This window comes from Sulfurospirillum diekertiae (genome assembly GCF_011769985.2).
In the GTDB taxonomy this organism is placed as follows: domain Bacteria; phylum Campylobacterota; class Campylobacteria; order Campylobacterales; family Sulfurospirillaceae; genus Sulfurospirillum; species Sulfurospirillum diekertiae.
Window position 1 is genome coordinate 1,924,415 of sequence record NZ_CP039734.2, and the last position, 13,062, is coordinate 1,937,476.

At 36.6% G+C, this 13,062-nt stretch carries 15 protein-coding genes and 1 CRISPR repeat array; of the genes, 4 read left to right on the forward strand and 11 right to left on the reverse strand.

The features are described 5' to 3' along the window. Window positions 1-6: 6 nt before the first annotated feature. Together FA584_RS09865 and FA584_RS09870 are read right to left on the reverse strand one after the other, a co-directional pair. Entirely contained in the window at window positions 7-315 is a 309-nt protein-coding gene (locus FA584_RS09865; RefSeq protein ID WP_167749335.1) for a hypothetical protein, read from the reverse strand. Window positions 316-327: 12 nt separating this feature from the next. Continuing rightward, window positions 328-582, reverse strand: coding sequence for a hypothetical protein (locus FA584_RS09870; RefSeq protein WP_167749336.1), 255 nt, complete (start codon window positions 580-582; stop codon window positions 328-330). Between the two features lie 231 nt (window positions 583-813). Here FA584_RS09870 and FA584_RS09875 point away from each other — a divergent pair, with 231 nt between their 5' ends. The 4 genes from FA584_RS09875 (at window position 814) to FA584_RS09890 (ending at window position 3,664) form a co-directional block, all read left to right on the forward strand. Then, window positions 814-957: a hypothetical protein gene (locus FA584_RS09875; protein WP_245394686.1), complete on the forward strand. Its 144-nt coding sequence runs from the start codon at window positions 814-816 to the stop codon at window positions 955-957. A gap of 222 nt (window positions 958-1,179) precedes the next feature. After that, window positions 1,180-2,421 carry an MBL fold metallo-hydrolase gene (locus FA584_RS09880; protein ID WP_167749337.1) on the forward strand — a complete coding sequence of 414 codons (1,242 nt, stop codon included), beginning with the start codon at window positions 1,180-1,182 and terminating at the stop codon, window positions 2,419-2,421. A gap of 16 nt (window positions 2,422-2,437) precedes the next feature. Beyond that, window positions 2,438-2,986 carry a hypothetical protein gene (locus FA584_RS09885; protein WP_167749338.1) on the forward strand — a complete coding sequence of 183 codons (549 nt, stop codon included), beginning with the start codon at window positions 2,438-2,440 and terminating at the stop codon, window positions 2,984-2,986. 21 nt (window positions 2,987-3,007) lie between these two features. Beyond that, window positions 3,008-3,664: a hypothetical protein gene (locus FA584_RS09890; RefSeq protein WP_167749339.1), complete on the forward strand. Its 657-nt coding sequence runs from the start codon at window positions 3,008-3,010 to the stop codon at window positions 3,662-3,664. Window positions 3,665-3,711: 47 nt separating this feature from the next. Here the strand turns inward: FA584_RS09890 and FA584_RS09895 are convergent, their stop codons facing one another. The 9 genes from FA584_RS09895 to aas form a co-directional block, all read right to left on the reverse strand. Further along, window positions 3,712-4,077: a hypothetical protein gene (locus FA584_RS09895; RefSeq protein ID WP_167749340.1), complete on the reverse strand. Its 366-nt coding sequence runs from the start codon at window positions 4,075-4,077 to the stop codon at window positions 3,712-3,714. After that, a complete protein-coding gene (locus tag FA584_RS09900; RefSeq protein WP_167749341.1) occupies window positions 4,074-4,514 on the reverse strand; it encodes a hypothetical protein in 441 nt (146 codons plus the stop codon). Before FA584_RS09900 ends, FA584_RS09895 begins: the two co-directional genes overlap by 4 nt. Window positions 4,515-4,690: 176 nt before the next feature. After that, a CRISPR array of direct repeats spans window positions 4,691-5,000; the repeat unit is 35 nt; unit sequence GTTTCAATCCCCTTATAATCGGGTCAGTATGTAAT. Between the two features lie 405 nt (window positions 5,001-5,405). After that, window positions 5,406-6,323, reverse strand: coding sequence for an SPFH domain-containing protein (locus FA584_RS09905; RefSeq protein ID WP_167749342.1), 918 nt, complete (start codon window positions 6,321-6,323; stop codon window positions 5,406-5,408). Window positions 6,324-6,332: 9 nt separating this feature from the next. Further along, window positions 6,333-6,773: an NfeD family protein gene (locus FA584_RS09910; protein ID WP_167749343.1), complete on the reverse strand. Its 441-nt coding sequence runs from the start codon at window positions 6,771-6,773 to the stop codon at window positions 6,333-6,335. A 26-nt stretch (window positions 6,774-6,799) separates the two neighbouring features. Continuing rightward, complete coding sequence (locus FA584_RS09915; RefSeq protein ID WP_167749344.1) at window positions 6,800-7,198, reverse strand: DUF805 domain-containing protein; 399 nt, start codon at window positions 7,196-7,198, stop codon at window positions 6,800-6,802. A gap of 133 nt (window positions 7,199-7,331) precedes the next feature. Then, entirely contained in the window at window positions 7,332-7,994 is a 663-nt protein-coding gene (locus tag FA584_RS09920; RefSeq protein WP_167749345.1) for a hypothetical protein, read from the reverse strand. A gap of 10 nt (window positions 7,995-8,004) precedes the next feature. Further along, complete coding sequence (locus tag FA584_RS09925; RefSeq protein ID WP_167749346.1) at window positions 8,005-9,120, reverse strand: tyrosine-type recombinase/integrase; 1,116 nt, start codon at window positions 9,118-9,120, stop codon at window positions 8,005-8,007. A gap of 546 nt (window positions 9,121-9,666) precedes the next feature. Beyond that, complete coding sequence (locus FA584_RS09930; protein WP_167749347.1) at window positions 9,667-10,929, reverse strand: MFS transporter; 1,263 nt, start codon at window positions 10,927-10,929, stop codon at window positions 9,667-9,669. Further along, window positions 10,926-13,061 (reverse strand): bifunctional acyl-ACP--phospholipid O-acyltransferase/long-chain-fatty-acid--ACP ligase, encoded by a 2,136-nt coding sequence (gene aas / locus FA584_RS09935; protein WP_167749348.1) that lies wholly within the window; start codon window positions 13,059-13,061, stop codon window positions 10,926-10,928. Before aas ends, FA584_RS09930 begins: the two co-directional genes overlap by 4 nt. Window position 13,062 lies beyond the last annotated feature (1 nt).

Sequence of the window (13,062 nt, forward strand, 5' to 3'; positions counted from 1 at the left end):
TTCCTCCTACCATTTGATACCAGCCGTATCATACATTTCAAAATATTTCTCAGTTTTTTTATAAAACTTTTTAGCATTACCATTGTTATTCCCCGTTGACACATCTTGAAATAAACAGAGCAAAGAGATAAATCCTAAAACAACTTTTGTAAAATCATTAATCATGATTTCATGTATCTGCATCGTAGCCCTAGTATAATCACAGAAAACCCAATAAGCTATAAAAATACCCAACAGGCATAGTCCAAAAATCACGAAAGCAATCACTAGTTTCACCAAGACCATAATGAGGTAATCACGAATCATGGAAAGCATCTTTATTCTCCTTTACAGATTTTTGTTTTTTTCAAACACAAGGTACACATTATTATTCTGGGTATAGGAGTTTATCAATCGCCATCCATCCCCGTAAAGCTCTTGTGTGGTTGATGATTTTTTAAAATCACCCGAACAGGTCATTGGACTATCTGCAAATGCACCTATCTGTCTTGCCTCAAAACGACAGGTTGTGACTGATTTTTGCCCTTCGCTTGCAAAGAGACAACCAACGACCATAATCAACGCTAAAAGAACCTTTTTCATCGATGTTCCTTATGACTAATTTATGGATAAAGGATACCGTAAAAGAGCTTATTAAACACTTATAAGTGTTTGTTGTAAATCCCGTTAATCACTACTATTTCATCAACTTATAGGTGTTTATTAAAGGTAATGTATTGTGGAAAAAATGATTGAGCGTTTTATGGATCAAATTGTTGAAAATGTGAAAGCTGAAGAACTAAAAGAGGTATCAGCCAATTAGTATTAGCACAAATCCTTGGTCATAAATCACCCAATTATGTAGCTAAAATAGAAACACGTAAGCATGATGTCAGTTATAACCTTGAACACCTTTATAAAATTGCTTCTGAATTTGGTTTGGAAGTGATAGATTTAATCCCTCAGATAAAAAAATGATGCAGTAACCCTATAGTAAATAGAGCCAAAAGTCCTCTTGTAGTGATAAGTCAAATATCTCTATATAATCTTAAAAATAATCAAAAAATGTTACTCTTTGGAACTCTACGTAATAAATTTATCCAAAAATAGCTCAAAGTGTAAATTTCTCTGGCTCCAAAAAGAAATATATATATAGGGATTCTTTTTTATCAAAAATCTACTTTGCTCAAAAGGTCATTAATGACACTTACCATTCACAAAGGGACAAATGAAATAGGTGGAAGTTGTATAGAGCTTTCAACTCAAAGCACTACTATTTTATTCGATTATGGTACACCACTTAATTTAGAATCAACAAAACTTGATTTTAAAAATAAGAAGATTGATGCCATTGTTATTTCTCATCCACATCAAGATCATTTTGGTGAAATTACAATGGTTGAAACTACTATTCCTATTTACTGTGGGAAGCTTTCAAAAGAGCTTATGAACGCAACAAAGCTTTTTACAGGACAAGGACTGCTTGCAAATAAATTTCATCATTTTGAAGCGTGGAAATCCTTTCAAATTGGAGATATAACCATTACTCCCTATTTGGTTGACCATAGTGCTGTAGATGCGTATGCTTTTTTAGTTGAGTATGATGGTAAAAAAGTGATTTACAGTGGTGATTTTAGAGCCAATGGCAGGAAATCAAAACTCTTTGAAAATATGCTGACACAAAAGAAGCTCAAAAATGCTGATGTTCTTTTGATGGAAGGAACAATGCTTCAACGCAACAACGAAGAGTTCCCCACTGAAATCAGTGTCGAAAACAAGATTGTTGAGACGCTAAAAAATACTGAAGTCATCACCTTTATGATTGGTTCATCTCAAAATATTGACTCTCTAGTTTCTGCTTACAGAGCATGTAAAAAAGCAGAAAAAATCTTTGTGATCGACATGTACACCGCATGGATACTTGAAAAAATGTCAAGTGTTTCAGCCTCTATTCCAACAATGGATTGGAAAAACGTTTTTGTCCTGAAATCGTATGGCGGAAGCTATTATGAGAAAATCAAGAAAAACCGTGACTATTTTGGTGATTTTCAATACAGACTTTTTAGCAATGTCATCTTGCTTGATGATATTCAAAAAGAGCCATCACGTTATTATGTAAAAATCTCTCCTTGGCATATTGAAAAGCTTTTAAAAAAGCTTGATACCTCTAGCGCAAATATTATCTATTCTCAATGGCTTGGCTATTTGAAACCTGAATTTAGCGATAAAAAAACAGTGGATCTCTTTAAAAAATTACAAGAGAATCATAACTGGGTTTATGCGCATACTAGCGGACACGCTGACCTTGAAAGTTTAAAAAAGTTTTCAGAAGCATTAAGCCCAAAAGCTTTAGTTCCTATTCATACGGAACATAAAGATGCGTTTTGTAAACATTTTGAAAATACCGTTGTCCTTGAAGACGGTATGCCCTTTACCATTTAAGACATAAGGGAAAACCATGCAAGAAACGAATGAAAAACTCATTTTAACGTTTGAAAATGTTTACAAAGAAAATAGCTACAGAGGCTATCAGATTGATGATTTAACGGATTTTAAAAGTGAAAGCATTGATGTTGAGATGGAAGATATAAAAGAAGACATTATTGCTAATATCAAAGCCTATTTGAATATTGAAAACAACACAAGTTCCTTCATCTACAATGACATAGAGACTATTTTAGAAGGTGATTTTCTTTTGGACTATACGATTGAGACGGTTGATGTGGTTTTTCACGATCACTACACGTATGATGATTATAAGCATGACAATTCCTTGTATATCGATATGTATGAAGATCATTGTTTAAAAATAGAAAATAAATATGAAGAATTAGATCATGATATAAGCCAAGAACAAATGGACGTTTTTGAGGATGCTCTTCATGAAGAAACACAAGAATTTATTGATAATACAAGCAGCTATATTGCCAATGAAGGTGCGTATTTTATATCAAATTATTACTATACTGTTGATGTGGTTATAACGCTTACAAAGTCTATATTCTAAAATCAAAATTAAAGGAAAAAAATGGAATTTCTAGAAAAATTGATGCAAGTCATTGTTGATGAAGGAATCCAAACGCCAAAAGCTCAAGTGGAGCGCTATCTAAGTCCTATATTAGGACTGTTTTTGGAAGAAATATTGAAAAAAACATTTCACAAAGAATATCAAATGATTGTTCCAGAGTTTCCAATAAGAAAAGGTACGATTGCAAAATCTGTCGGAAGTGAACAATCGGAATCAAATCAATCAACTAATATAGATTATCTTATGTACAATCAAACTGAGAATAAATTTGTTTTCATTGAATTAAAAACGGATTCAAAATCATTCAAGCCTTCTCAACGTAAAATTTATGAAGACCTAAAATGTGTTGCTAAAGATAAAAACAATATATTTGGGCAACTCCTTTACGATGATTTAGAAAAAATATTAAGCAAGAGTACATCAAAAGATAAATATAAATATCTTAAAACAAAATGGAATGATTCCATGAGTGCTATTAATGATATGGAAATTATTTACATTGTACCAGCAAAAACTGGATTAAAAGAAGAGGTAGGGAGGGAAGATGAAAACAAGCTATGCGTCTTGTATTTTAATGACCTTCCTGTGGAATTATCGCTTTTTTCTGAGGAATGGAAAATCATTTTAGAGTATTTAAAAAAACTTGATATGAATTAGTTTTAAAACTCCCCCCCCCCAATATTTTTTTCTTATTATTCTTGATCCTATTGTGGCGGGGTACCATTCATAACGTCAACATGATTGACGTTATTTGTGTGAATAATCCCACTATCAAAATATGATGTTTGACTTGTATTAGATTCGTTCATACTTTGATTGTTTTCAGTCAAAAAAATGGTTTCTTGTTGCTGTGGTTTTTGTTCTTCTTCTCTAGAACTGTCAACGAGCGCGCCTATGCCATAAATTGTTACACCTAGCGTGATCGTAACAGCAGTTGAAATCGGTTCTCCTGTTTGATTAACCAAAGCGAATTCTCCACCAAATTTTTTCATATCTTTGCCAGCACACCCTGTAAAAACAAAAAAGACGGCTACTAAAACTAAGATGTTTGTAAAATGGTTTTTTTTCAATTTTGGTCGTCCCTTCTGCTGCTTGCCATAGCTAAAATAAAAGCAATGGTGATCAGTATAATTGAGAACGTAACCATATAAATATACGAAAATGTTGCAAATAAAAGCGAAGTATTTCTATATATTCTGACATACAAAGCAATAAATCCAACCAAAATACCAAAAACAATTAATTTCATCACCTCTTCACCAGAAAGAAGCCCTGTACCTGAAGAGATTAATATTCCCAAAAATATTGCTACGCCAATACACGCAGCTAGAAATAAAATGTAATTCCAATTCTCAGAAACAACCGGGTACTGGTAATGTCTCTCTCCATAGCTATTGATAAACCATCCAATAGAAACATATAAAAATATGACAAGTGCTATAACAATTACTTTTGAATTCGATGCACCAAGAGCATTGTTAATGTGTACTATAAAGTCGTTAAACATTTTTTTCCTTTATTTGTTTTAATAAGGAATAATAGAGTATTGAAGTGACAAATATAGTCAATTTGTAAATAAAAACTGGGATATATTTATTGTGAAGACTTTTATGGCAAATCCATAAAAATTATTGGGTCAGTATGTAATTAAGATCTTCCACTGTTAGAAAAAACCATCGAAAAGTTTCAATCCCCTTATAATCGGGTCAGTATGTAATTTAAAAAAGACGGTAAGAGTAAAAGTTTAGCTTTTGTTTCAATCCCCTTATAATCGGGTCAGTATGTAATATATCTATCTAGAGAATTAATCAATTTCATCGAGTTTCAATCCCCTTATAATCGGGTCAGTATGTAATAAAAAACTAAAGAGGTTAAATTAGAGCGAAATAGGTTTCAATCCCCTTATAATCGGGTCAGTATGTAATCAAAGACAGGAAGGAAAATCGATATACACACAGGTTTCAATCCCCTTATAATCGGGTCAGTATGTAATAGCAGAGAATGCCGATACTATCGCACTTTCATTTCTTAGGTAAACCTTACATGATGAAAAATGGCACTTTTTTAAGGTTAAACGCCTTACAAACGCCCTTTTTTGCATCAATGATTTTTTAAACGAAACTTTCACGTTTTATCGATTTCTGCTTGTACATACATCATTTTATATTTTTCTATCTTATAGTTCTCTCAAAGAGAAGTTAAAGAAAAAATCAGAAACAAAGAATTGTCTTATAACCTCTTAAGAAGTATCATCCAATATGGCTAAGATTGAAACTCGTAAGCGTGATGCCAAGTACCCTTATAGAGAATGGCTTACGAGTTTTATCGCAAAATAATGGATTTAATGCCGTAGGTAGAAATACAACTAAAAAACGATGTAATAGTTACTAAATTGCGTCTACTTTACTTGTGAAAAAATCGTCCCTAGTCCTCCAGTAGCTCCTTCAAGGCTATGTTTAAGATCTGTAGGAATAAACACAACTTTGCTATTATTTGAGTTACCCAAATGCATAACACTGTCAATATAGCGCTGTGCTAAAAGGTAGCTTGCCGCATCTCCAACTTTAATTTGTGATGCAATGACTACCATAGCTTCCTTATCACCATTAGCCAGAGCTACTTTTGCTTCAGCTTCTTTTTTAGACGCTTCATATTTTCCCTCTGCTTCAAGAATCAAAGATTGTTTGAATCCCTCTGCTTTAGTGATAGCAGCTTGTTTTTCACCTTCAGCTTTCATAATAAGAGCTTTTTTCTCACGTTGCGCTGCGGCTTGTTTTTCCATTGCTTCTTGCAAAGTATCACTCGGTCTAATGTCTTGCACTTCAACGGCAGTAAGTGATAATCCCCATTGTTCAAGGTGGTCACTAATCTTTTCAGACACTGAAGATTTAATGATTTCCCGACCTGAAAGTGCTGTATCAAGCTCCATATTGCCAATGACAGAACGAAGCGTTGTTGCTGCCATATTGGCAACGGCAAGTTCAAAATTGTCAATAGAATAAACCGCTTTGGCAGGATCACTGATCTTATAAAACACAACGGCACTAATGATAACAACGGCATTATCTTTTGTGATAACTTCTTGAGCTTTCATCTGTTGAATGAGCTCTTTTGTATTAAGCCTCATTTGTACTTTATCAAAAACAGGGATGAGAAAATTAAGACCCGGTTTTAGAACTGTATGAAACTTACCCAATCGCTCAATAATCCACTCTTCACCTTGTGGTACAATGCGTACCATTTGGTAGAGTAAATAACCACCTGCTAAAAGTAAAATGATAAAAAATGATAAGCTTAACCCCGTACTACTGTCCATAACAATCCTTTATATAATTTGTTTAACAACTAAATAAGTACCATGTGTTGCAACGATTTTAACGGTTGCAGCATTTGGTATCTCAACACCATTTTCAGATACAGCTTTCCACTGAGTGCTTCCCAATACAGGACTTGACAACATAACACTGCCCTGTATTCCCTCTTTTAAATCACATTCAACTTTTCCACGGATACCTATAAATTCATCAGATTGCCCTAATTTGCTGGAAGTTGTATCACCCATTTTTTGACGTTTAAAAATAAACGATCCTACAAACATCCCCACCAAAGCAATTAATATCTGCCAAATAAGTGAATTTGGCTGAAAATATGAAAGCACTGCCGAGCCAAAAAAGCCAACACCAATAAAACCTGCAAAAAAAGTAGGACTCGCTACTTCAAAAACAATAGCACAAATACCAAAAATACCCCAAATATACCATGGCATACGCTGCCTCCATTGCACAAGATTATTTATAAAGCTATTGCACTTTCATCTACAATATTGTACCTATTATTTTCATCAACAGATTTATAACACATGTAAATAAAGAGAATAAGACCGCCAATGTATGGTAAAAAACTATAAAGCTGATGCCAACCGCTCATATTTAGATCATGAAAACGACGTGTTGTAATACTGAGTGTTGGAAAAAGATACAAAGGAATTAAAAGAATGGATGAAATTGCTTCGATCGTACTAAAAATACTTTTTGTATCACCTTTTGCTAGTGCATCTGATAAAAATATCAAACCTAATACTGAGAGAAGTAAGATGGTGTGCATTACAGCAAATAACCAAAACGATTTTCTACTTGTTCGCCCTTTATAAACGAATGTTTTTTTTAATTCTGAAAAATAATTTGAAAACATGTAACGCTCCTTTAAAAATATAAAAGGAACTTTACATGTCATTAGTGACAAAAACTGTCTTTTAAGAGAAATTTATAGGGATATAAGTTCACTTTGACTAGATAGGAATACATATCTGAGAATGAACAATCTATTAGACTTTTTTTAACATGTAATATTGATTCTTTTTATTTGAATCCTCTTTTTTGGAAAGGGCAAATTTCAGTATGTACTCAAATTCTTCTATATCATCTGCGTTTAGATTGAATTTACCTGATACTATGGCGTAACGATAGGCTTTATCTATGTTTAGTTTAGGGTATCGAGCCACGAGTTCGTTGAATTTATCGGAGTTTGTGATTCTATGTTGTCTATTCCTATATGTGTTGTATGTTTTATCAAATAGTTTTTTTGATGCAGCTTCTAACTGTTTTCTGTTTTCTTCACTCTTTGGTTCAAATATATTTTTTGTAAATTTTACAAAAAGACTTCTACTGATCTTATAGCCATTTACAAAATATTCTCTGTAAGCTTTTTTTATCCAAGTATTAGCAATTTTTTCAAGCCGTGATTTACTACTTTCTGCTTTGATATTATCGATTTTATCCATGCCTTCAATGATTTTTGTGACTTCATCATCTTCCTGAGTTATATCCCACAAAATACCTGTTACCGCATTAATGGGTCTATCTTTGGCAACATAGGCTCGTTTAAATCCTTTATCTGTTAGTTTGTCATATAGATATTGGAACGCATCTTTTGAGTATTTGTGCATATCTAAAAGTGAACAATCTATTATATTTTTTTTCTTTGACATATAATTTCTCCTATAAAATGGCATCAATGTATTTTTTTGCTTCTTGATTCGTCACCTTAACATATCGATCCGTTGTATCGATTTTTGCATGATTCATCAACTCTTTAATAACAAAAGCATTAGCACCACGTTTGGAAAGTAATGAACCAAAAGAGTGTCTAAGCGTGTATAATGTAACTTTATTGATTCTATCGTTTACCTGTAAGCCTTGATTAAACAAAAGATCCATGGTGGGCTGTGTTTGCTTTTTAATGCCAATGTAAGACATATGTGAACTTTTATCTAACATTGGATTTTCTCGATAAAAGAGGTACTCTTCAGGGTTTAAATATTCTACCCATTGTTGCAATGCTTCACGTAGTCTTGAATGAATGGCAACTGAATAAGATGGTCTATTTTTCATGGCAATAAACGTTATTTTATTGAAAGAAAAATCAATATTTTTACATTGCAAATTCAATATTGCTTTTGGTCTTGCTCCCGTAAAGATAGCAATTAGAACGAACAAATAGGCTTTTTGTTTATGCAATAACGATTTTAATAAAAGCTCAATCTCATTTTCAGACAAAATTCGTTTACGCTGATTATTCAATGCTAGCAGCTTTACTTTAGAACATGGATTCACCATATTAATACGATCCGTGAAAACCGCATAATTAATAATCGCTTTAAGTTGCGCTAAGTAGTAATTAACAGAAGCAGCACGATAGCCTTTTTCTATCAATTTTTGTTTGAATCTTTGTATCTTTTCTGCTCTTAATGTCAGTATATTATCTAATCCAAATACTGGTGAGATTTGATGCATATATTTCAAATAAGCATCTCTATGATTTTTCATATCAGATTTTTCGTTGAAATAATATGTAGCTAGCTGATTTAGCGTTATAATCTCTTGGAATTTATTCTTTTTGATGTAGAGAGGCTCCTCTAAATCTTCTAACTCAATCATTGTTTTACGTCTTTGTACGACGGCATCTCTTTCAGAATAACCGTTAGATTTAAGCCCTACTTTTACCCAACGTTTTTTACCATCAATATCCTTATATGTATAGTAAAATGATGTATCGCCGTTATCCAGCACCTCTTTATATACGCCCACATTTGACTTCGATTTTACACGAGCCATTTCTACCCCATTTCTACCCTAAAAAGAAGAGTACTGATGAATGTTGATAGAAACTGGTTATCTATCTGAGAAACAGTATAATGTGAATAAACGTCTATTTCAAGGGGTTTTTAGTGGTTATGAAGACTATTGAGGATTGCTGAGTTTTACTGATGAAAAGGCATGTTACAAATCGAAACGATACTTGTTTATTATCAATACCATGTTTCTTTTTTTTATCAAATACTCCGATTGTAAGGAGCTTTTCTGTGCACTACAAGTTTTCTACCTTATTCCCATACAAAAGTGTCACTATTGACTATTGTATCAATTTTTGTGTTGTTTTAAAATTAAGATGCTAAAGAGTTAAAAGAAAAAATGTTAGAAGAAAAAAACGCTCGAACCGGGCAATTCGAGCGTTGATCTTAAAAATTGGTAGGTTCTACACAAAAAGGAGGTATGTGTCTTACAAGTGAAAGTATAGGCTTATACCTTAAACAAGATATGAACCATTCGTTAATAAAAACTAAACCTGTAAAAATCGTTCATATTCTTTACATGTAAACCCTAATCAATCCGTTTGTAAACCACCCATGCGATCCATGTTGCGATGATGCCTGTTCCGATGGCTGCTGATAAAAAGACCTCAGGGATTCGCCATGAAGCGTCCAATAAAACCATCGTAAGCACCGCACCAACGACCATAAACAGGGCATTTAAGATGTTGTTGGCAGCGATGATGCGTGAGCGAAAGGATGGGTCACTTTGGCTTTGCATGATGGCGTAAAGCGGTACGCTAAAGAGTCCTCCAAAAAGAGCGATCAGTGTCAAATCAACTAAAATGTGCCAAAAGGTGATGCTTGAAAAGAGTCTTTCGATGGGCACAAAACTCGAAGAGGTTAACGCAAAGTCGATTCCAAAAAATGCCATGCCCAAAGCACCCAGTATGATCAAAGAAGGGCGAATCGTGTGGTGGCTTAGTTTTTCGCATAAGAACGAGCCCACACCGATGCCGACGGTAAAGAGACTGAGCAGAAGCGTTACGGTGGTTTCATCGCCTTCTAAAACGATTTTGACAAACGCTGGGAATTGTGAAAGTAACAGTGCGCCGTAAAGCCAAAACCATGAGATAGCGATGATGGAGAGAAATACGGTTTTGTTCGCATAAGAGAGTTTGAGCGTTTGTGCCGTTTGCGAAAAAATATTGTACGAAAGACTCATTTGTGCATTGAGCGAAGGTGCGGTAGGAATGGAGCGACTGCACACGTAACCGATCAGTGCGATTGCCATGCCCATAATACCTGCGATGATGCCACCATACGCGGAAGCTGCGATCAGCCCTCCTCCAAGCGTGCCTAACAAAATCGCTCCAAACGTTCCCGACTCGACCAACGCGTTTGCCGTAACCAGCTCGTTTTCGCCCATATGTTGGGGAATGATGGCGTATTTGATCGGACCAAAAAGCGTTGAGTGCAAGCCCATACCAAAGACTACGACCAACAGCAGACTGAACCAATGCATGTAAAAGCCAAGCGTGGCGATGCTCATCAAACCAAACTCCAAAAGCTTGACCAAACGCGTCAATGCCGCCTTGTCGTATTTATCCGCCAGAGCTCCTGCCAGCCCCGAAAAGAGAAAAAAGGGCACAATAAAAATCGCCCCAATAAGCGGCGCTAAAACTTCTAAAGGTAAACTCGTCCAAGAACCTGCGTGAAACGTGACCAAAATAGCCAAGGTATTTTTAAAAATATTGTCGTTAAACGCACCTAAAAACTGTACCGTAAACAACGGCGCAAACCGTTTGGTTTTTAAAAGGTAAAAAGCACTCATGCGATCTCGCTTGCCATAGATTTTAACGTAACATAATCGGTCTTGCCCGTACCCAAAAGTGGAAGCGTCTCCAGATGGACGATCTTTCTAGGAACTGCAATTTCGGGGTAACCGTTGCTTTGCGCACTTTTTTGCAATGCTTCACGATTGAGGTTTTTATCGGTCGTAAACAGCACGATCGCTTCGCCTCTAGCGACATCGGGAATGGAGGAGCTTGCATGCAAAAAGCCACTGGATGTGAGTGTCGCTAGTTTTTCGACGGACTCTAAAGAAATCATCTCGCCTGCGATTTTGGCAAAGCGTTTCACACGCCCTTTGATCTGCACAAACCCAGCCTCATCAATGCTCACGATATCGCCCGTGTTGTACCATCCCTCGCCTGCTTCGGAGGTCGGTTTTTCCAAAACGCCTGGATTTTCGGCGCGTAAATAGCCGCTCATGACATTCGCACCTTTTACATGTAAAATGCCGCCATCCTCAATGCCAGCAACGGGAACAAGCTTACTCTCAATGCCTGGCAATATCTGCCCTACCGTGCCTTTTTTATACGCCATCGGTGTGTTAACCGCGATGACAGGCGCAGTTTCAGTCGCACCATACCCTTCAAAAATGCGTAAACCAAACTTCTCAAACCAAAGCTCACGTACGTTTTCAGAGAGTTTTTCCGCCCCAGCGATGACGTAGCGCACACGATAAAAGTCGTACGGATGCGCATGGCGTGCGTAATTGTGCAAAAATGTACTCGTACCTAGCAAAATCGTGCAAGAACGATCGTACGCGATCTCTGGAATGACGCGGTAATGAAGCGGTGATGGATACATAAAAAGGTGCATACCTCTAAAGATAGGAAGCAACGAACCCGCCGTCAAGCCAAACGAGTGAAAAATCGGCAAGGCGTTAAGCATTTTATCTTCCGTGGAAAAATCGACGATAGAACTGATTTGAGCGATATTCGCCAGCAGTGCTTCATGAGAGAGCACCACGCCTTTGGGTTTTCCCTCACTGCCTGAGGTAAATAAAATGACCGCGCTCTCTTTTTCATCTTGAGAGTTTGCAACAAGGCGCGGAAAATGAATCGCATAGAGCATGAGCCACAGCTTATCCACTAAGCGCATCGACGTTTTTAACTCTTCGAGGTAGACGATGCGAACACCCTGCAATGCTTCTAATTTTGGAGCGAGTTTGGCTTGTTCTACGAACGCTCGTGATGTGACAATGGTTTTGATCTCAGCCGCAGTACACGCACTTTGCAAGCCGTCTACACCTGCGGTGAAATTGAGCATGGCAGGGACTCGTTTCATACCTGAAAGCCCTAAAACAAGTGCGAGTGAAGCAACCGCCGTTGGCATCAACACACCCACCGCTTCGTCTTTTTGAGTGATAGGGCTTAAGAGTCGCCCCAAACCTAGTGCCATTTTAAGGAGCTGCGCGTAGGTGTATTCAACCTGTTTGATGTCTTCCACGATGGCTTTGTTTTTGCCATATGTCTCAATTGCATCCAAAAAGGTACCAAAAAGATCATTGGCAGGGCGCGCATCAAACGAACACTCTTGCATAAGATGGCGCATCGCTTCGCCTGAGAGTAGGCGTCTTTCATGCGATGTTCCCTCGTGTGAAACCGTAAGTTTGGTTGGCGTGCAGTAATGAAGCGTGATCTGCGGAAACAGTCTGTGGGGGAACGTCTTTGGCATGCGCGAAAGCCTACTAAATGTCGCACCTTGAATCATCACAGGAACCACCATCGCATTGGTTTTTACCGCAACAAAGGCACTGCCTTCGTAAATCTTCATCAAACTGCCCGTTGTTGTAATGCGCCCTTCGGGGAAAATAACCACAGGACGTCCGCTCTCCACCAGACGAATCACCGCCTTAATCGCCATCGGATTGGACGGATCGACGGTCAAATGATCGGCAAGCATAAGGAAAAATCGTACAAAAGGGTTTTTAGCGATTTGCGTGTTGATGATAAACACGGGCGAAACCGGCAACATCACGCCTAAAATCAATCCATCTAAAAACGACTGATGGTTGGCGATGATGAGCATTGGCTCATTTTTATTGGCTGTAAAATGCCCCTGAACACGTAGTTTAAATAAAAAACGTAGGATGATGCGAAGTGCTATTTTGATCATG

Bases quoted from the DNA above. Each gene is read 5' to 3' on its own strand.
- FA584_RS09865 (WP_167749335.1), bottom strand. From the start codon at position 315: ATGCTTTCCATGATTCGTGATTACCTCATTATGGTCTTGGTGAAACTA.
- FA584_RS09890 (WP_167749339.1), top strand. From the start codon at position 3,008: ATGGAATTTCTAGAAAAATTGATGCAAGTCATTGTTGATGAAGGAATC.
- FA584_RS09925 (WP_167749346.1), bottom strand. From the start codon at position 9,120: ATGGCTCGTGTAAAATCGAAGTCAAATGTGGGCGTATATAAAGAGGTG.
- FA584_RS09915 (WP_167749344.1), bottom strand. From the start codon at position 7,198: ATGTTTTCAAATTATTTTTCAGAATTAAAAAAAACATTCGTTTATAAA.
- FA584_RS09900 (WP_167749341.1), bottom strand. From the start codon at position 4,514: ATGTTTAACGACTTTATAGTACACATTAACAATGCTCTTGGTGCATCG.
- aas (WP_167749348.1), bottom strand. From the start codon at position 13,061: ATGATCAAAATAGCACTTCGCATCATCCTACGTTTTTTATTTAAACTA.
- FA584_RS09930 (WP_167749347.1), bottom strand. From the start codon at position 10,929: ATGAGTGCTTTTTACCTTTTAAAAACCAAACGGTTTGCGCCGTTGTTT.
- FA584_RS09920 (WP_167749345.1), bottom strand. From the start codon at position 7,994: ATGTCAAAGAAAAAAAATATAATAGATTGTTCACTTTTAGATATGCAC.
- FA584_RS09885 (WP_167749338.1), top strand. From the start codon at position 2,438: ATGCAAGAAACGAATGAAAAACTCATTTTAACGTTTGAAAATGTTTAC.
- FA584_RS09880 (WP_167749337.1), top strand. From the start codon at position 1,180: ATGACACTTACCATTCACAAAGGGACAAATGAAATAGGTGGAAGTTGT.
- FA584_RS09905 (WP_167749342.1), bottom strand. From the start codon at position 6,323: ATGGACAGTAGTACGGGGTTAAGCTTATCATTTTTTATCATTTTACTT.
- FA584_RS09870 (WP_167749336.1), bottom strand. From the start codon at position 582: ATGAAAAAGGTTCTTTTAGCGTTGATTATGGTCGTTGGTTGTCTCTTT.
- FA584_RS09910 (WP_167749343.1), bottom strand. From the start codon at position 6,773: ATGCCATGGTATATTTGGGGTATTTTTGGTATTTGTGCTATTGTTTTT.